Annotated in this window: 13 protein-coding genes; 4 read left to right on the forward strand and 9 right to left on the reverse strand. The window is 65.9% G+C overall.

Annotated elements, in window-relative coordinates; translation table 11 throughout:
- Positions 1-59: 59 nt before the first annotated feature.
- From AC1DV8_RS05215 to AC1DV8_RS05245, 7 genes are all read right to left on the reverse strand, one after another.
- A complete protein-coding gene (locus tag AC1DV8_RS05215; protein ID WP_477156719.1) occupies positions 60-3,194 on the reverse strand; it encodes an efflux RND transporter permease subunit in 3,135 nt (1,044 codons plus the stop codon).
- Positions 3,191-4,408 (reverse strand): efflux RND transporter periplasmic adaptor subunit, encoded by a 1,218-nt coding sequence (locus AC1DV8_RS05220; protein WP_477156720.1) that lies wholly within the window; start codon positions 4,406-4,408, stop codon positions 3,191-3,193. Before AC1DV8_RS05220 ends, AC1DV8_RS05215 begins: the two co-directional genes overlap by 4 nt.
- Positions 4,409-4,560: 152 nt before the next feature.
- The gene (locus AC1DV8_RS05225) at positions 4,561-5,214 is read right to left on the reverse strand and encodes an ankyrin repeat domain-containing protein (RefSeq protein ID WP_477156721.1); all 654 of its coding nucleotides are present in this window, start codon (positions 5,212-5,214) and stop codon (positions 4,561-4,563) included.
- Between the two features lie 89 nt (positions 5,215-5,303).
- Positions 5,304-5,744, reverse strand: coding sequence for a MarR family winged helix-turn-helix transcriptional regulator (locus AC1DV8_RS05230; protein WP_477148992.1), 441 nt, complete (start codon positions 5,742-5,744; stop codon positions 5,304-5,306).
- A gap of 60 nt (positions 5,745-5,804) precedes the next feature.
- Entirely contained in the window at positions 5,805-6,575 is a 771-nt protein-coding gene (locus AC1DV8_RS05235; protein WP_477148993.1) for an SIMPL domain-containing protein, read from the reverse strand.
- Positions 6,576-6,722: 147 nt separating this feature from the next.
- Complete coding sequence (locus AC1DV8_RS05240; RefSeq protein WP_477148994.1) at positions 6,723-7,724, reverse strand: GlxA family transcriptional regulator; 1,002 nt, start codon at positions 7,722-7,724, stop codon at positions 6,723-6,725.
- The gene (locus AC1DV8_RS05245) at positions 7,721-8,281 is read right to left on the reverse strand and encodes a cysteine hydrolase family protein (RefSeq protein WP_477156722.1); all 561 of its coding nucleotides are present in this window, start codon (positions 8,279-8,281) and stop codon (positions 7,721-7,723) included. The genes AC1DV8_RS05240 and AC1DV8_RS05245 overlap by 4 nt, the downstream gene beginning before the upstream one ends.
- 286 nt (positions 8,282-8,567) lie before the next feature.
- Between AC1DV8_RS05245 and AC1DV8_RS05250 the strand changes: the two genes are divergently transcribed.
- From AC1DV8_RS05250 to AC1DV8_RS05260, 3 genes are all read left to right on the forward strand, one after another.
- A complete protein-coding gene (locus AC1DV8_RS05250) occupies positions 8,568-10,739 on the forward strand; it encodes an FdhF/YdeP family oxidoreductase (protein WP_477156723.1) in 2,172 nt (723 codons plus the stop codon).
- Positions 10,740-10,801: 62 nt separating this feature from the next.
- A complete protein-coding gene (locus tag AC1DV8_RS05255; RefSeq protein WP_477156724.1) occupies positions 10,802-12,457 on the forward strand; it encodes a pentapeptide repeat-containing protein in 1,656 nt (551 codons plus the stop codon).
- Complete coding sequence (locus AC1DV8_RS05260; RefSeq protein ID WP_477148998.1) at positions 12,454-13,131, forward strand: DUF2461 domain-containing protein; 678 nt, start codon at positions 12,454-12,456, stop codon at positions 13,129-13,131. The genes AC1DV8_RS05255 and AC1DV8_RS05260 overlap by 4 nt, the downstream gene beginning before the upstream one ends.
- On the opposite strand, the gene AC1DV8_RS05265 is transcribed toward AC1DV8_RS05260, so the two are convergent.
- Positions 13,132-14,145: a 1-aminocyclopropane-1-carboxylate deaminase gene (locus tag AC1DV8_RS05265; protein WP_477156725.1), complete on the reverse strand. Its 1,014-nt coding sequence runs from the start codon at positions 14,143-14,145 to the stop codon at positions 13,132-13,134.
- A gap of 145 nt (positions 14,146-14,290) precedes the next feature.
- On the opposite strand from AC1DV8_RS05265, the gene AC1DV8_RS05270 reads away from it, so the two are divergent.
- Complete coding sequence (locus AC1DV8_RS05270; protein WP_477149000.1) at positions 14,291-14,767, forward strand: Lrp/AsnC family transcriptional regulator; 477 nt, start codon at positions 14,291-14,293, stop codon at positions 14,765-14,767.
- On the opposite strand, the gene AC1DV8_RS05275 is transcribed toward AC1DV8_RS05270, so the two are convergent.
- Complete coding sequence (locus tag AC1DV8_RS05275) at positions 14,764-15,666, reverse strand: TolB family protein (protein ID WP_477156726.1); 903 nt, start codon at positions 15,664-15,666, stop codon at positions 14,764-14,766. The genes AC1DV8_RS05270 and AC1DV8_RS05275 overlap by 4 nt on opposite strands.
- Positions 15,667-15,670: the final 4 nt, after the last annotated feature.

Here is a 15,670-nt window from a genome sequence, read left to right on the forward strand (position 1 = left end):
TCAGAACTCGAAAGAAGGGCGCGGGTCCGCAACCCCGCGCCCTTCGCCTATTGGCAGGGTTATTCCGCCGGGGCAGGGGGCGCCCCGCCCTCCGCCGCATCGGCAGCCGCCAGTTCGCTCTGCAATCGGGCCTCCTCGAGCGCCTTGGGCTTCGAGAACCGCGCCAGCAACAGGTAGGCCACCGGTGTCAGGTACAGCGTCGAAACCGCGGCAAAGCTCAGCCCACCCACCATGATCCAGCCGAGTGCCGCCCGCGCTTCCGATCCGGCGCCACCCGCAATGATCAGCGGCACGCCGCCGAGCACCGTGGCGATCATGGTCATCACCACCGGTCGCAGCCGGATGTTGGCCGAGTTCTCCACCGCCTCGCGGACGTTCTGGCCGCGGTCGCGCAACTGGTTGGCGAACTCGACGATCAGGATGCCGTTCTTGGCCATGATGCCCACCACCAGCACCAGCCCGATCTGGCTATAGACGTTGAGTGTCACCCCGGTCAGCAGCATCGCGAACACCGCACAGGCGAGCCCGAACGGCACCGTCGCCATGACGATGATGGCGCTCCATACGCTCTCGAACTGCGCCGCCAGCACCAGCAGGATGACGATCAGCGCGAAGCCGAAGGTTATGATCAGGCCGTTATTGCTCTCGCCGAGCGTCTTGGCCTCGGCCATCGGGATGATCGCCGCGCCCTCCGGCAGCAGCGGCTGGGCGATCGTCACGGCCTCGTTGTAGGCGTCCCCGAGCGCAAAGCCGTCGGTCAACGCCGCAGTCACCGTCACCGCCCGGCGTTGCTGCTCGCGGCCGAGCGAGGGCGCGATCGGCGCCTCGGTCAGCGAGGCGATGGTCGACATCGGCACGTAGCGGCCATCGGTGGTCTTCAGGAAGATCGACTCGAGGTCGCCGGGGTCGTTCACCGGGCTCGAGGTCGAGGTCATGCGCACGGAGAAGCTGGCGTCGTTGATGAACACGGTGCCCACGTCCGAGCCGTCGATCATCGCCTGCATGGTGGTGCCGAGCCCGTTGATGTCGATCCCCAACTGCGCCGCCTTCTCGCGGTCGATGGTCAGCGTCATCTGCGGCTGCGTCGTCTCGTAGTTGACCGAGACACGGCCCCATTTCTCGTCCTTCTCCAGCTCCGCCTTCACCTTGTTGGCGGCGTCGGAGAGGGTGGCGTAGTTGTCGCCAACCAGCGCGAACTGCAGGCCCGCACCGCCGCCCCGCACGCCGAGGCTGTTGCCCTGGCGGATAGTGGCGCGAACGCCCGGCACCTGGGTCAGCAACTGGGTGATCTCGGCAGCGATCTGCTGCTGGCTGCGCTCGCGGTGCTCCCAATCGGCCAGCGTCAGGATGATGAAGCCGGAATTGGTGTTCGAGCCGAAACCCGAAATCGAAAAGATGCTCGTCGCCTCGCCGGTCGCCTTATAGGGCGCCACGAGGTCCTCGATCTTCTGCATCTGGGTGCGGGTGAAATCGAGGCTGACGGTCGCCGGCGCGCTGACGTTGATGGCGATCGAAGCCCGGTCCTCGGGCGGCGTCAGCTCCTGCTTCAGCGTGCCGAACGCCACATACGCGGCGCCAGCGAACAGCACCGCGATGACGATCACCACCAGTGGATTGTCGAGCGCCAAATGCAGGGTGCGCCGGTAAATCCCGGCCAGCACGCCGCCGAAGCGCTGCACCGCATTGGGCGGCCGCTCGACATGCGGCTTCAGCAGCCGCGACGCCATCATCGGCGCCAGCGACAGCGCTACCACCGCCGACAGCCCCACCGAGATGGCGAGGGTAAAGCCGAACTCGCGGAACAGCAGCCCGGTCTGACCCGGCAGGAACGAGATCGGGATGAACACGGCGGCAAGGGTCAGGGTGGTCGCCACCACCGCGAAGAACACCTCCTGCGTCCCCAGCACCGCCGCGGCGCGCGGGCCAAGACCCATGCCGCGCCGCCGCGTGATGTTCTCGAGCACCACGATGGCGTCGTCCACGACGAGGCCTGTGGCGATCACAAGGGCCAGCAATGTCAGGATGTTGAGCGAGAAACCGAAGGCATAGATTCCGGCCACCGTACCGATCAGCGCCACCGGCATGGTGATGGCTGGGACGATGGTCGCCCGCCAATCGAGGAGAAACAGGAAGATGATGACGATGACGCCGAACACGGCGATCAGCAGCGAGCGCTCGACCTCGTGGATGGCGCCCGAAATGAACACCGACTCGTCGGACGAGATGTTGATGTTCACTCCCGGCGGGAGCGCGCTCTTGAGGTCCGCGACCGCCTTCTTCACCCCCTCGGAAATCTGCACCGTGTTCGATTGAGCCTGCCGGACGATGCCGAGCCCGATGCCGGACTTGCCGTCCGCTCGCAGCCCCGAGTTCGAGGCGCCGGGTGAGAACACCACGCTCGCCACATCGCCGAGCCGTGTCGTCCCCTTGATGACGATGTTCTCGAACTGCTCGGGCGTGTTCACCTCGGCAATGGCGCGGATGGCGATGTTCTGGTTGGTGCCGTTGAGCGAGCCGGCCGGGCTGTCGAAAGCAATGGTCGAGAGCGCGTTGCGGATATCGCCGACGGTCAGCCCGAGACTCGCGAGTTTCACCTGATCGACGTCGATCTCAAAACTCTTGTCCTGGCTGCCGTTGATCTGCACGTCGGCAACGCCCGGCACGGCGGCCAGCCGCTCGGAGATGGTGTTCTCGACCAGCGCCGTCAGCTCATCCTTGGGCATGGTGTCGGAGGTGACGGCCAGCTGGATGATCGCCTGCGCATTCGAATCGGCCTTGACGATGGTCGGCGTCTCGGCACCATCGGGCAGCCGGTTGGTGATGCGGCCGAGCGCGTCGCGGATATCGGAGGTGGCGTTGTCGAGGTTGGTGCCGTCGTTGAACGTCATCGACACACGGCTGCGGCCATAGGACGAATCCGACGAGATCGACGCCACGCCCTGGATCCGCGCCACCACGCCCTCGATGGCCGAGGTGATTTCGCGGTCGACCGTCTCGGCGGCGGCGCCGGGGAAGTTGGTGGAAATCGAGAGAGTAGAGCGCTCGACACTCGGCAGCTCACGGATCTCGACGCCGAAGAACGCCGCCAACCCCGCCACAATGATCAGGCAGCTGACGACGATCGCCAGCACCGGTCGCCGCACGAACAGCCCGGCAATGGCCCCACCGCGCTCGTTCTGGGATTGGATGCTCACGACGGGTTCGCCTCGGCCGGCTTCTGCCGCTTGCGCCCCTCGCCACCACCATCCGCCGGCGCGTCCAGCAGCCGCACGCTGGCCCCAGCCGTCAGCTGCTGCACGCCCTGCGTCACCACCTGCTCGCCCGCGGCGAGTTCCGCCTTCACCAGCACGCCGTCGGAGTTGCGCTGGATGATCTCCACCGGCACGCGTTCGACCTTGCCGTCGACGAACTTCCACAGATAGCTCCCCTGGCTCGACCACTGGATGGCCAGCGGATCGACCGAAGGGAACTGCTCGCCCGGAAAGCTCATACTCACCGAGAACGACATACCGGGCTTGAGCCGGCCCTCGTCGTTGGGGATCGCGGCTTCCACCTTCAGCGTCCGGCTTGCCGGATCGATGCGGTTGTCGACGGCGCTGACCTCGCCCGCGATGGTCTGGCCGGGCAGCGCCACGGCCGCAGCGGTCAGCGGCATCCCGGTGGCGATGGCCGAGGCGTAGCGCTCCGGTACCCAGAAGCTGACGAGGATATGCGAGGTGTCCTCGATGGTGGTCACCACGGTCTGCGCCGTGACGGTATTGCCGGGGCTGACCTGGAACAGTCCGACGGTTCCGCCGATCGGGGTGGAGATCGTGCGCTTCTGCAGCGCCAGGTCGGCATTCTGCAGCTCGAGCCGGGCATTGTTGAACGCCAGCTGTGCCGCCGCGACCTGCACGGTGGTGGTGGTGCTGGCCTTGGCCAGCTCATTGGTGCGATCGAGCGCTGTCTGGGCGTCGTCGAAAGCGAGCTTGGCCCGCTCCTGGGCGATCTGTTCGGCATCGGCATCGAGGTGCCCGATCACCGCCTTGGCCGCCACCACGTCGCCCGGGTTGACCAGCAGCTCGGTGAGCGTGCCGCTCGCCGGCGACACCACGGTCACCGAGTGCGCTGCCGCGCCCTCGCCGATCGAGGTCAGCTTGTCGTTGATGGTCGCGAGCAGCACCGGGGCGGTCACCACCACCATGGTGCGGTTGCCACCGCGTCCGCCGCCGCCACCTCCGGCGCGCTGGCCGCCGGCCTGCTGCTGGGCCGGTGCTCCGGCGGGGCTGGTCGCGGCTTCAGCCGGCTCGCCGAAGGGCAGGGTGATGCCGAAGCGGGCCAGCGTCTGGGGCGCACCGGGCACAAGGAAGATGTATGCGGCCGCGGCCGCTCCCAAAATGACGAGCGAAAGCAGCAATTGCCTGAACAAGCGACCGATTCCCAAAGAGATATGCCCCGGCCGGATCAGGGGCAGAACCGCCCGGACGATAGCATCGCCATCCCCCGGTGCACATTAACTCGCCGTAACGTTGGGGTGAGTGGCAGGCCGGCAAAAACTAGCCCCGGCGTTCGGCGCTAGCTCTAACGCGCCAACCGCTCCGCTAACCACGAATGCCCGCCATTATTCGCATGGGCGATGGCATCCTCGCCCTTCGCGTTGGCCTGCCTCGGGTCCGCCCCGAACAGCAGCAGCAGCCCGACGATCGCCGCGTCGCCGTGCATCGCCGCGACATGCAGCGGGGTGAAGCCGTCGGCCTGCGGCTGGCTCGGGTCGGCCCCGGCGCGGAGCAGCTTTTCCACCATCTTGGTGTTGCGCTTGGCGGTGGCCGCATGGAGCGCGGCGACCTTCTGCGGGTTCTGTGCTGCCTCGTTGACGTCGCGGGTCAGCGGCAGCAGCAGCTCGAAGGCCTCGGCATTATCGAAGAACGCCGCCAGCCCAAGCGGCGTGAAGCCGTCGCGCGACAGTTCATTGGGGTCCCAGCCACCGGCTAGCGCTGCTTCCAGCCGTGCGCCATCCTTGAGAATGATGGCCTCGTGCGGATCGAGCTCGGTGATCAGCGCCCGCACCGCGGCGATGGCGCCGACATTGCCCATGTATGCGCACCAGGCCACCAGCGAGGCGCCGCTCTGATGGCGGGCGCGCGCAAGCTCGGGATCATGCGACAGCTCTGCTCGCAGGCGGTCGAGATCGTTGCTGGTCACCAATACGAATGGATCGTTCGCGGTGGCGCTCATCATCGCACCATAGCACCGTCAGAAAAGCCCGTCATTCGCCCCTCCCATTTGCATAGCATTGCTATACAAAAACCAGTGCACGCTGTCCACTAGTCGCGATGGTTGACCGCATCGACCAGCGGGGTGAGCAACGGACGGAGCGCGGCGATGGTTGCGTCGTCCAGCCGGCCGAGCATGGCCTCGATGACTTCGAGCCGCCGCGCCCGGGCTGCCTCGAAAATTCGCCTGCCCTCCGGGCTGATGGCGACCATCTGCACGCGCCGGTCGGTCTGGGACGGGGCGCGGGTGACGGCGCTCGCCGCCTCCAGTGAGGCGACGATCCGCGTCATGGTCGGCTGCGCCACCTGCTCGGCCTCGGCCAGCGCCGTGAGGGGCAACTCGGGGGTGAAGTAGAGGACCGACAGGGCGGACAACTGCGCCGGCCCAACCCCAGCCTCGCGGTCCACCACACGAGCCCGGCGCAGCAGCCGGATGGCGATGCTGTGAAGGCGCTCGGCGGTTTCGGCGCGAAGCGCTGAGGGAGTGGCCATGCCGCAGTTCTAGCAGCGCTGCCGGATGGCCGCTACAGAGGCGGTTAGCCGCCTTGCGGCTCAAGATCCGGGTACGATCTCGAAAGTAACCGAGGCTTCTCGGGTAAAGGTCATCTCGCCGGTGCTGATGAGCGGCGCGGCGAGCATGAGATCGGCCGCTTCACCCTCGCCGTAGCTTCCCTCGAGGCCATCGGCAAGCGTGGCGGGTGACTGGTGGTCCCACTGCGCCGGTGCAATGTTTGCGCCAACGTCGACGAGCCTTCCCAGCCGGAACCCGAGCGTCTTCGCCGTGAGTTCCGCCTTGGCCTTTGCAGCCAGCAGGGCCTTGGCAAAGGCCTCGTCATAGTAGCGTTGCTCGTCGGCGACCGCGAAGCTGATGCGGCTGATGTCCTTGAGGCCGGCCTCGATCGCGCCGGTCAGGATGGCAGCGTAGTTGTCGAGGTTCCGGATGCGCACCGTGATGCTGTTATTGAGGCGATACCCTTCGAGTTCGCAGGGAACCAGCGGCTGGTCGGTGCGATACGACTGCCCGCAGCCCTCCGGCCCCAGGATTTCCTCGATAGCGTAGCCGTTGGTCTCGAGGTCGGTGTCCTGCAGACCCTGTTCGCGCAGTACCGCAACCACCTTTCGAGCCTGCACGGCGTCCTCGTGAACCGCCTCTTCCGGTGTCTTGCCCTCGGACTTGAAGCCGATCTGGAAGAACATGGTGTCGGGCTTGGCGACGGCGCTCCCGGTCGCGCCGGAGACGAACGTTCCCACTTCGGCCGCGCCCGCGGCGGTAACAGCAAGCGTCGCAACGGCGATCAACACCGCCGGCAATAGATTTTTCACGGATGTTTCCCTCAGTACCCCAAGTACCCATGTACTCAAGTACCGATACTAGTTCATAGTTCATGATAGCAATATTGTGGCGCAGGGCGGCGGCGCAGGACTGCGCAGTAGAGAATTTCTCGGGCCATTCAGCCGCAGAGCAGACGCTTATGCAGGTTCTCGCGTTCTCGCAGCGCTCGGCGGGGTCGGGTTAATCCTGCCCCAGGCGCGGCGGAGCTGGCGGGAAGAGGCGAAGCCGGAGCGTTCGGCGATGCGCTCCATGTCGAGGCGAGTTTCGCTCAGCAGTTGCTGGGCGAGGGCCACGCGCAGCCGGTTCACGTAGTCTGGGATGCTCATGCCCGCGTGGTCGTTGAAGAGGCGCGAGACATGGCGCGGGCTGGCGATGGCGATTTGCGCCAGCGTCTCCAGCGACCAGTCGCGGGCCGGATCGGCGGTGATCGCGTCCTGGACGCGGTGGATGGCCGGATGGATGTGGTTGCGGCCCTCGAGCCACGGCGACAGCTGTGGGTCGGTGCCGGCGCGGCGCAGGTAGACGACGAGGTAGCGCGCCACGGCCGCGGCCGTTGCCGGGCTCGTCAACTGGCCGATGATGTGCAGCATCAGGTCGATGCCGGCGGTGATGCCGGCGCTGGTGTAGCGCTCGCCATCCTCGACATAGAGCCGGTTCTCCAGCACCCGGGCGGTGGGCGCGGCTTCGGCGAGCAGCGTGCAATCGGTGAAGTGTGTCGTGCAGGCGCGACCATCGAGCAGCCCGGCGCGAGCCGCAAGCAGGGCACCCGAGCAGATCGACACCAGCCGGATGCCCGGCCGGATATTGGCGCGCAGCCACGCGACCACATCGTCCGAACCTTCGAGCGGCGCCTCCATCGTCCCCAGCCGGTCGGCACCGAGGATGAGTTCGGTGTCGCCGGAAAGGACGACCATCGCATCGTCCTCGATACTGGCGGGCAGTGGCTCGATGCCGGTGACGGTCAGCCCGATCGAACTGGTGATCGTCGGTAGCGCCCCGATATAGCGGACATCGAACGCCACCTCCGACTGCATCTGGTTTGCCTTGCGCAGAGCCTCCATCGGCCCCGCGACATCGAGCAGAAGCGTCCGCGCCGGCAGCACGACATAGACCGGGATCCGGCGCGGGGCAGGGCTCATGCGGCGGCGGCCTTGGGCGCCCCGGCGAGGGCCTCGGCGATGGTGCAGACGCGGGCGAAGCGGCCATCGAGCACCGCGGCGGTGCGGGCCTTCAGTTCCTCGACGCTCCAGGTGCGGCCGGTCTTGTCGGTCAGCGCCATGGTGTGCGTCGCTTCGGTCACATAGTCGACCTGCCAGCCGAGATCGGAAGCATGCCGGGTCGTCGTCTCGCAGCATTGCTCGGTGCGGATGCCGGACACGATCAGCCGCCGGATGCCGTTCTCGGTCAGCCAGACATCGAGGCCCGAGCCGACAAGGGCCGAATGGCGGGTCTTGAAGAACTCCGCGTCCGGGGTCAGCTGCAGTTCGGCCAGCGGGCGCACGAAGCCGGACGCCAGCGAGAAGATCCCCTCGGGCTCGACATGCAGCACGCGGATGACGGCGTAGCCCCTGGCCCGCGCCCCATCGATCAGCGCCTGCTGGTTCCTAAGGTACGTCGCGTAGTCGGTCTCGAACCAGTTCTGGCGCTGCCGGAACGATTCCTGGGCATCGATGACGAGCAGTGCGGTGTCGGACATTTCTAGCCTCACATGGTGTGGTGATGGGCTGAAGGTACGGAGCCGCAGATTGCGGCGAAAGGCACGTACAGGTCAAGGAGCGGACAGAAAAGGACATGGTTCCATTCGGCGGCTGTGACCCCCCACCGCTGTCCCCTCCCCACAAAGGGAGGGAGACGCCCGCACAAAGGCCGGTGTTTTGGTCTCCCTCCCCCTTGCGGGGAGGGGACAGGGGTGGGGGTCGGCAAGCACCGGCGCTTTTGGCGTTCCCGCGGCCATGCTAACCTCGCCACAACGAGGAGTTCCCATGACTATCGACGACAGGCCGCGGATCGTTGGCGGCGGCCCCAAGAAGCTGCTCTACACCGTCGAAACCATCCGCAAGATCGGGCTCGGCAAGGCGGCGAAGGCCCTGACGGCCAAGAACACCTGCAAGGCCTGCGCCTATGGCATGGGCGGGCAAAAGGGCGGGATGACCAATGAACTCGGCGAGTTTCCGTCGGTCTGCAACAAGTCTGTCCAGGCGCAATCGACCGATATCCAGCCGGCCATCCCGAACGAGGCGTTCCTCCATCCGCTAAGCGACCTGCAGCAGCTCAGCGGCCGCGAGATGGAGCGGCTCGGCCGGCTCAACACGCCACTGTTCAAAGCGGTCGGCGCTGACAGGTTCGAGCCGGTGAACTGGGACTTCGCCATCGCCCACGCGGCGGCGCAGCTGAAAGCCACCAACCCCAACCGCAGCTTTTTCTACTCTTCCGGCCGCTCGTCGAACGAGGCCGGCTTCGTGTTCCAGCTGCTGGCCCGGGTGTTCGGCACCAACAACGTCAACAACTGCTCCTACTATTGCCACCAGGCGACCAGCGAGGGGATGGCCACCACCATCGGCAAGGGTACCGCGACAGTCGAGCTCGAGGACCTGACCGGCGCCGACCTGATCTTCGTCATCGGCGCCAACCCGTCGTCCAACCACCCGCGCTTCATTCATATGCTGAAGCACTGCCGCGATCGCGGCGGGGACGTCATCGTCATCAATCCGGCGAAGGAGCCGGGGCTGGTGAAGTTCGCGGTGCCGAAGTCGCCGACCTCGATGCTGTCTGGCGGCACCGAGATTGCGTCCGACTACCTGCAGCCACGTATCGGCTCCGACCTCTGGCTGTTCAAGGGGCTGATGAAGGCGATCCTCGCAATGGGAGCCGAGGACAAAACCTTCATCGAAAACCACACGGCAGAAGTTCATGATCTAAAGGCAGATCTTGACCAACTTTCGTGGGAACAGATCGCGGCTAATACATCGATTTCCAGGGCGGATATCGAGCGCGTCGCCACCCGCTATGCCAACCGGCAGAACGTCGTGTTCGCCTGGGGCATGGGCATGACCCACCACCTCCACGGGGTCGAAAACGTCGAGGCTATCGCCAACCTCGCGCTGCTTAGAGGCATGATCGGCAAGCGCTTTTCCGGACTGCTCCCGCTGCGTGGCCACTCCAACGTCCAGGGCATCGGCACCATTGGCGTCAAGCCCATCGTCTCCGAGCAGGTATTCGCCGCCATGGAGCAGGCGTTCGGCATAAAACTCAGCCGCACCAAGGGCTTCGACACCATGGCCGGCCTCGAAGCGGCCGCCCGCGGCGAGATCGACAGCGCTGTCATCATGGGCGGCAACCTCTGGGGCGCCACCCCCGACACCGATTTCGCCAGCCGCGCCATGGGCGCCATCGGCTTCAAGCTGTTCCTCACCACCACGCTAAACCGCGGGCACGTCAACGGGTTAGGGGAGGGCGAGGTGCTGATCCTCCCCGTCACCGCCCGCGACGAGGAGTGGTCCCCGACGACCCAGGAATCGATGTTCAACTTCGTCCGCCTCTCCGACGGCGGCATCGAGCGGCTCGACAATGTGCGGCCGGAGACGGTGATCCTCTGCGATCTGGCCAAGCTCATGGTCCCCGATTGTCCCATTGATTTCGGTGGCTTCAAGCAGCACTCGAAAGTGCGCGAGGCGATCGCCCGGATCGTCCCCGGCCTCGAGCAACTGGCCGATATCGACGTGGCGAAGCGCGAGTTCCACATCAAGCACCGCGTGCTGCACACGCCCGAGTTCGCCACCAAGGACGGCAAGGCCCACTTCGTCGTCACCCCGCTGCCCAAGGCGCCGGCACCGCTCACCCTCGCCACGGTGCGCTCGGAGGGCCAGTTCAACACCATCATCTACGAAGAGCGGGACAGCTACCGCTTCAAGGCCGGGCGCGACGCCATCTTCCTCAACCGTGAGGACATGGCAGTGTTCGGCGTCAGCGACGGCCAGCGCGTCACCATCGCGTCCGATACCGGCCGGATGACCGGCACTGCCACCGCCTTCGACCTGCCGCGCGGCTCCGCGCTGGCCTATTACCCCGAAGCCAATGTGCTCTGCGGCACCGCCGTCGACCCGCGCTCGAAGACGCCGGCGTTCAAGTCAGTACCGATCTGGATCGAGGCCTGAGCAGGCGGGATTGCCGGCTATCTGAACTCGGATAATGTTCCCTGGGGCGCGGGGGCGATGCGATGACGGACGACAAGCAGGGACAGGCAGCGCCGCCGGATGTGGATCGCCCCGGCGAGCGGGCGCGGGCGTTCAACGCCGCCGTGGCGACGCTGGGCATCGCGGCCGTCGTCTTCATCATCGGCGTCGTTGTCGGCTTCCCGCTCTCTACCTTCGGGGTGGAGTTCATCACGGCGAATTCCGGCCTGGTCTTCGGCCTGCTGTTCGGCTTCCTCGTCCTGGTGCTGGTCGTCACCGCGGTGTTGATGATCTTCCGCCGCCAGATCTGGGAGAGCCTGTTCAAACGCGGCGAAGTCGAGATGGAGCGCTTCGCCCGGCCGCTCTCCGAGGTCGCGCGCTTCGCGGCGCTACAGAAGGTCGCCGAGGCGACGGAGTCCGCCCGCGATCTCGCCGAGCTGGTGCTGGCGCGCTACGCCTGGGTCTCGACCCGTCGCTGGCTGATGGCGACGATCACGGCGTTCATCGCGGCCATCGCAGCGCTAGCGGGTTCGGCGCTGCTGTTCCAGCAGAACCAGTTGCTGCGCACCCAGATCGGCCTGATGCAGGACCAGAACGGGCGCATCGCCGAGCAGAACCGCTTCATCCAGAGCCAGATCGAGCTAGGCGAGGCGCAGCGTTCCACCTCGATAGTGCCGGAGATCCTAGAGATCGGCGCCCAGGTGGCGCAGGAAGTGGCGGGGTTCAACACCTTCGCCGGTGACAAGCCCTCCATTGCCGGCCTCAGCCCGGGTTTGCGCGCCCGCATCATCGCGGCTACCACCGCGGCGCGGCCCTACCGGTACCTGCGCAACCCGCTGACCGATCTCGATGAGAACCTGCTGATGTCGTCGGGCTTGTTGCGCAGGACGGACCTGGCGGCGTCCGCGACGATCCGGCAGCAGCTAGATGCGGCGAATGGCAATGTCCAGTTCGCCGGCGAGCAGAGCGGCGTGATGTCGGATCGGCCGCTCTCACCGGAGCGCGGCCAAATAATCGGGCTGCTGATCTCCAACGGCCTCACCGACTTCTCGGAGCTCAACGGGGCTGATTTCAGCTTCGCTGAGCTGCGGGCCGCGAGCACCGGCAGCAACCTCCGCTTTCACTTCGCGTCGCTGCGCTTTGCGAATTTCGACCGGCAGCTCCTCGTCGGCGCGGAGTTCGACGGGGCGTATCTCGAGCACGCGCGGTTCCGGAATGCCAACCTAAACTACGTTCAGTTCACCGGCGGCGAGCTGCCGTCGATCACCGGCGGCGAGGGGCTGAAGCAGGGAGCACAGCTCTCAGGCACCGACTTCTCCGGGGCTATCCTCAAGCACGTCTCGTTCGACGGCAGCCGCGGTTTCGGCATCAATTTCGACGGCAGCATCGTGCACAACACCACGTTCGCCGGCACCTCGATGGCCGGCAGCACGTTCCGGGGCAGCATCTTCGGCATGGCGGACTTCAGTGGCGCCGACCTCAAGAGCGTCGACTTCGACGGCGCCATCGTCTTCGATCCGGCGTTCCTCGATACGGTCGCCGCACAGGCTGCGCCCGGCAGTTTCGTCGGCGACCGCTTTGCGATAGCACCCATCGCAGCCGAGGAGTTCGCTCGGCATCCGCGCTGGTCCGATGCCTGGCTGGATGGCCTCGAGGCCAAGCAGGCGTATCGGATCACACGTGTAGGAGCCTTCGAATGAGCGGTTTCCCCAAGCAGACCTTCGAGTTCCTCGCGGGCATTGCCGCGCACAACGAGAAGGCCTGGTTCGACGCCAACCGGCCGCTCTACGAGGCCGGATATGTCGAGCCGGGCAAGGCGTTCGTCGCCGAGATCGGGCCGCGGCTCAAGGCGATCTCGCCCGAGGTGCAGTTCGATCCCAAGGTCAACGGCTCGATCTCCCGCATCAACCGCGACATCCGCTTCTCGAAGGACAAGCGGCCTTACAAGCAGCACCTCGCCCTATGGTTCTGGCACGGCGACAGGCGCAGCTGGGATCGGCCCGGCTTCTACGTCCACGTCGAGGCCGAACGGGTGTTCCTCGGGACCGGCATGTACGGCTTCGACAAGGACACGCTGGAGAGCTTCCGCCAGTCGGTGATCCACCCGCGCTCCGGCAAGGCGCTGGTCGCGGCGGTGGCCGAAGTGAAGGCGAAGGGCGCCTACAGCATCGGCGAGAAGACCCGCAAGCTGATGCCGCGGGGGTTCGAAACCGACGCGGACCGTGCCGAATACCTGCTCTACGAGGGCCTGACGGCCGGCATCGAACTGCCGGCCAGCGCCGCCGCGCAGCCGGATTTCGCCGACGTCTGCATCGAGCACTTCGCCAACACCGCCCCGATCACCCGCTGGCTGATTGCCGAGGTCGCGGGCTGATCAGCCGTTGCGGAAGGCGTAGCCGTAGCCGTTGAGCGCCGGGGCGCCGCCGAGGTGGGCGTACAGCACCTTGGAGCCCTTCGGGAAGAAGCCCTTGTGAGTGAGGTCGATCATCCCCTGCATGGATTTGCCCTCGTAGACGGGGTCGGTGATCATGCCTTCGAGCCGGGCAACGAGGCGGATGGCAGCCTTGGTCTCCTCGGACGGTACGCCGTAGACCGGGTACGAGTATTCCTCCCGCAGCACGACGTCCTCTTTGGTGATCGGCCGACCGAGTTCGACGAGTTCCGCCGTCGACTGGGCGATGCTCAGCACCTGCGCCCGGGTCTGTTCCGGAGTATGCGACGCGTCGATGCCGATGACGCGCTGGGCGCGCCCGTCGGCCGCGAAGCCAACCAGCATGCCGGCGTGCGTCGAGCCGGTGACCGTGCAGACGATGATGTAGTCGAACTTGAAACCGAGTTCGGCCTCCTGCGCCCGCACTTCTTCGGCAAAGCCGACATAGCCGAGGCCCCCGAACTTGTGCACCGAGGCGCCCGCCGGGATCGGGTAGGGCTTGCCGCCGGCCGCCTCGACGTCGGCGATCGCCTGCTTCCAGCTGTCACGGATGCCGATATCGAAGCCGTCGTCGACCAGCCGCACGTCGGCCCCCATTATCCGGCTGAGCATGATGTTGCCGACCCGGTCGTAAACCGCGTCCTCGTGCGGCACCCAGCTTTCCTGCACCAGCCGGCACTTGAAGCCGATCTTGGCCGCGACAGCCGCTACCATGCGGGTGTGGTTGGACTGCACGCCGCCGATGGACACCAGTGTATCGGCGCCGGAGGCGATCGCGTCGGGGATGATGTACTCGAGCTTGCGTAGCTTGTTGCCACCAAAAGCGAGGCCGGAGTTGCAGTCCTCGCGCTTGGCGTACAGCTCGACGGCGCCACCAAGATGGGCGCTGAGACGCTCGAGCTTCTCGATTGGTGTGGGTCCGAAGGTCAGTTTGTATCGGGAGAACTTGGCGAGCATCGGGGTGCCCTCCTTGAGTTGAAACACAACTAAAAGGGTAGCAAATCGGCTACGAAAGGTGCTTCCTAACTCTATGGTAACGATGCGTTGGAACAGCGGAAATTTAGTGGAAAGTGCAGACAATGATCGAGCAGGACCTCACCTGATGAAAGAATCTTCCGACGCCGATCTCGACCGCATCGACATGAAGATGCTGCGTGCGCTCCAGCGCGACGGACGGATCAGCAACGCCGATCTTGCCGAGGAGGTCGGTGTCAGCGCCGCGACCTGCCATCGCCGGACTCAGCGGCTGCTCGAGGCGGGCTATCTCTCAGCCGTGCGCGGCGTGATCGATCCACACAAGCTCGAGCTCGGCGCACTGGTGCTGGTCGGCGTCGTGCTCGATCGGTCGACGCCCGAGAGCTTTGCCGCATTCGAGGCAGCGGTGACCAAGCTGAAGTTCGTGCTCGACTGCCACCTGGTGGCCGGCGACTTCGACTACTTCCTCAAGATCCGGGTGCGCGACATGGCGCATTTCAATCACCTGCACGGCACGCAGCTGATCGCGCTGCCCGGCGTGCGCCAGACGCGGACGTTCTTCGTGATGAAGGAAGTGGCCGACAACCGGCCACTTGATTTCTAGCCGATCGGATACGCCACGTAGGCGAACCGCTTGTTGTCGGGGGCCCAGGAGTTGACGTTGATCGTCCCCTGGCCGCCGTTGAAGCCGATGATGTCGCGAGTGCCGGTGCCATCCGGGCGCATGAAGCGCAGGATCACGTCCTTGTCGGCGGGATGGCCTTTGGTGCCAGGTGGATAGCTCAGATAGGCGATCGATTTCCCATCTGGCGAGAAGTGCGGGAACCAGTTCACCCGCTGGTCGAAGGTGATCTGCGTCAGCTCCGAGCCGTCGGTGCGCATCTTGAAGATCTGGGCGTGACCGGGCGAGGCCTGCTCGGAATTGAACCAGATCCACTGCCCATCGGGCGAGTACTCGGCGCCGTCATTGGGCACCAGCACGTCGGTTAGCTGCGTGTCCGGGCCGCCGGCCGCAGGAATGGTCCAGATGTTCACCTTGGCCCACTGGTTATCGCCCACGGCGTTGACGCCGACATAGGACAGCGTCTTGCCGTCCGGCGAGATGCCGTGGAGGTAATAGTGGTGACGGTGCGGGTAGGTGTTCGACACCCGCCGCGGCATGCCGCCGGTGATCGGCAGCGCGTAGAGGTGGCCATCGTCCGAGCTCACATAGACCGTGCGCCCGTCGGGCGAGAGAACGTGGTCGTTGTTGAGGTCGTCGAGGTCGCCGGTGTCGATCTTCTCGATCTCGCCGGTCCCGTCGGCGGCCATCTTCCACAGCTCGCCGCCGGCGTTGAACACCAGCGTCTTGCCGTCTGGCGTCCAGTTCGGTGCCTCGATGATCTCGTCGGCGGTGAACAGCACCTGCCGGCCGCTGCCATCGGTGTTGATGACAGTTAGCTCCGACACCTGGCCCGGCAGCAGGCTGCGGCCGCGGCGGGCGAAATTGGGTCTCGACGGCACGGAT

The organism is Devosia sp. P3_B2 (assembly GCF_056402875.1).

Bases quoted from the DNA above. Each gene is read 5' to 3' on its own strand.
- AC1DV8_RS05265 (WP_477156725.1), bottom strand. From the start codon at position 14,145: ATGCTCGCCAAGTTCTCCCGATACAAACTGACCTTCGGACCCACACCA.
- AC1DV8_RS05250 (WP_477156723.1), top strand. From the start codon at position 8,568: ATGACTATCGACGACAGGCCGCGGATCGTTGGCGGCGGCCCCAAGAAG.
- AC1DV8_RS05240 (WP_477148994.1), bottom strand. From the start codon at position 7,724: ATGAGCCCTGCCCCGCGCCGGATCCCGGTCTATGTCGTGCTGCCGGCG.
- AC1DV8_RS05245 (WP_477156722.1), bottom strand. From the start codon at position 8,281: ATGTCCGACACCGCACTGCTCGTCATCGATGCCCAGGAATCGTTCCGG.
- AC1DV8_RS05255 (WP_477156724.1), top strand. From the start codon at position 10,802: ATGACGGACGACAAGCAGGGACAGGCAGCGCCGCCGGATGTGGATCGC.
- AC1DV8_RS05230 (WP_477148992.1), bottom strand. From the start codon at position 5,744: ATGGCCACTCCCTCAGCGCTTCGCGCCGAAACCGCCGAGCGCCTTCAC.
- AC1DV8_RS05260 (WP_477148998.1), top strand. From the start codon at position 12,454: ATGAGCGGTTTCCCCAAGCAGACCTTCGAGTTCCTCGCGGGCATTGCC.
- AC1DV8_RS05225 (WP_477156721.1), bottom strand. From the start codon at position 5,214: ATGAGCGCCACCGCGAACGATCCATTCGTATTGGTGACCAGCAACGAT.
- AC1DV8_RS05270 (WP_477149000.1), top strand. From the start codon at position 14,291: ATGAAAGAATCTTCCGACGCCGATCTCGACCGCATCGACATGAAGATG.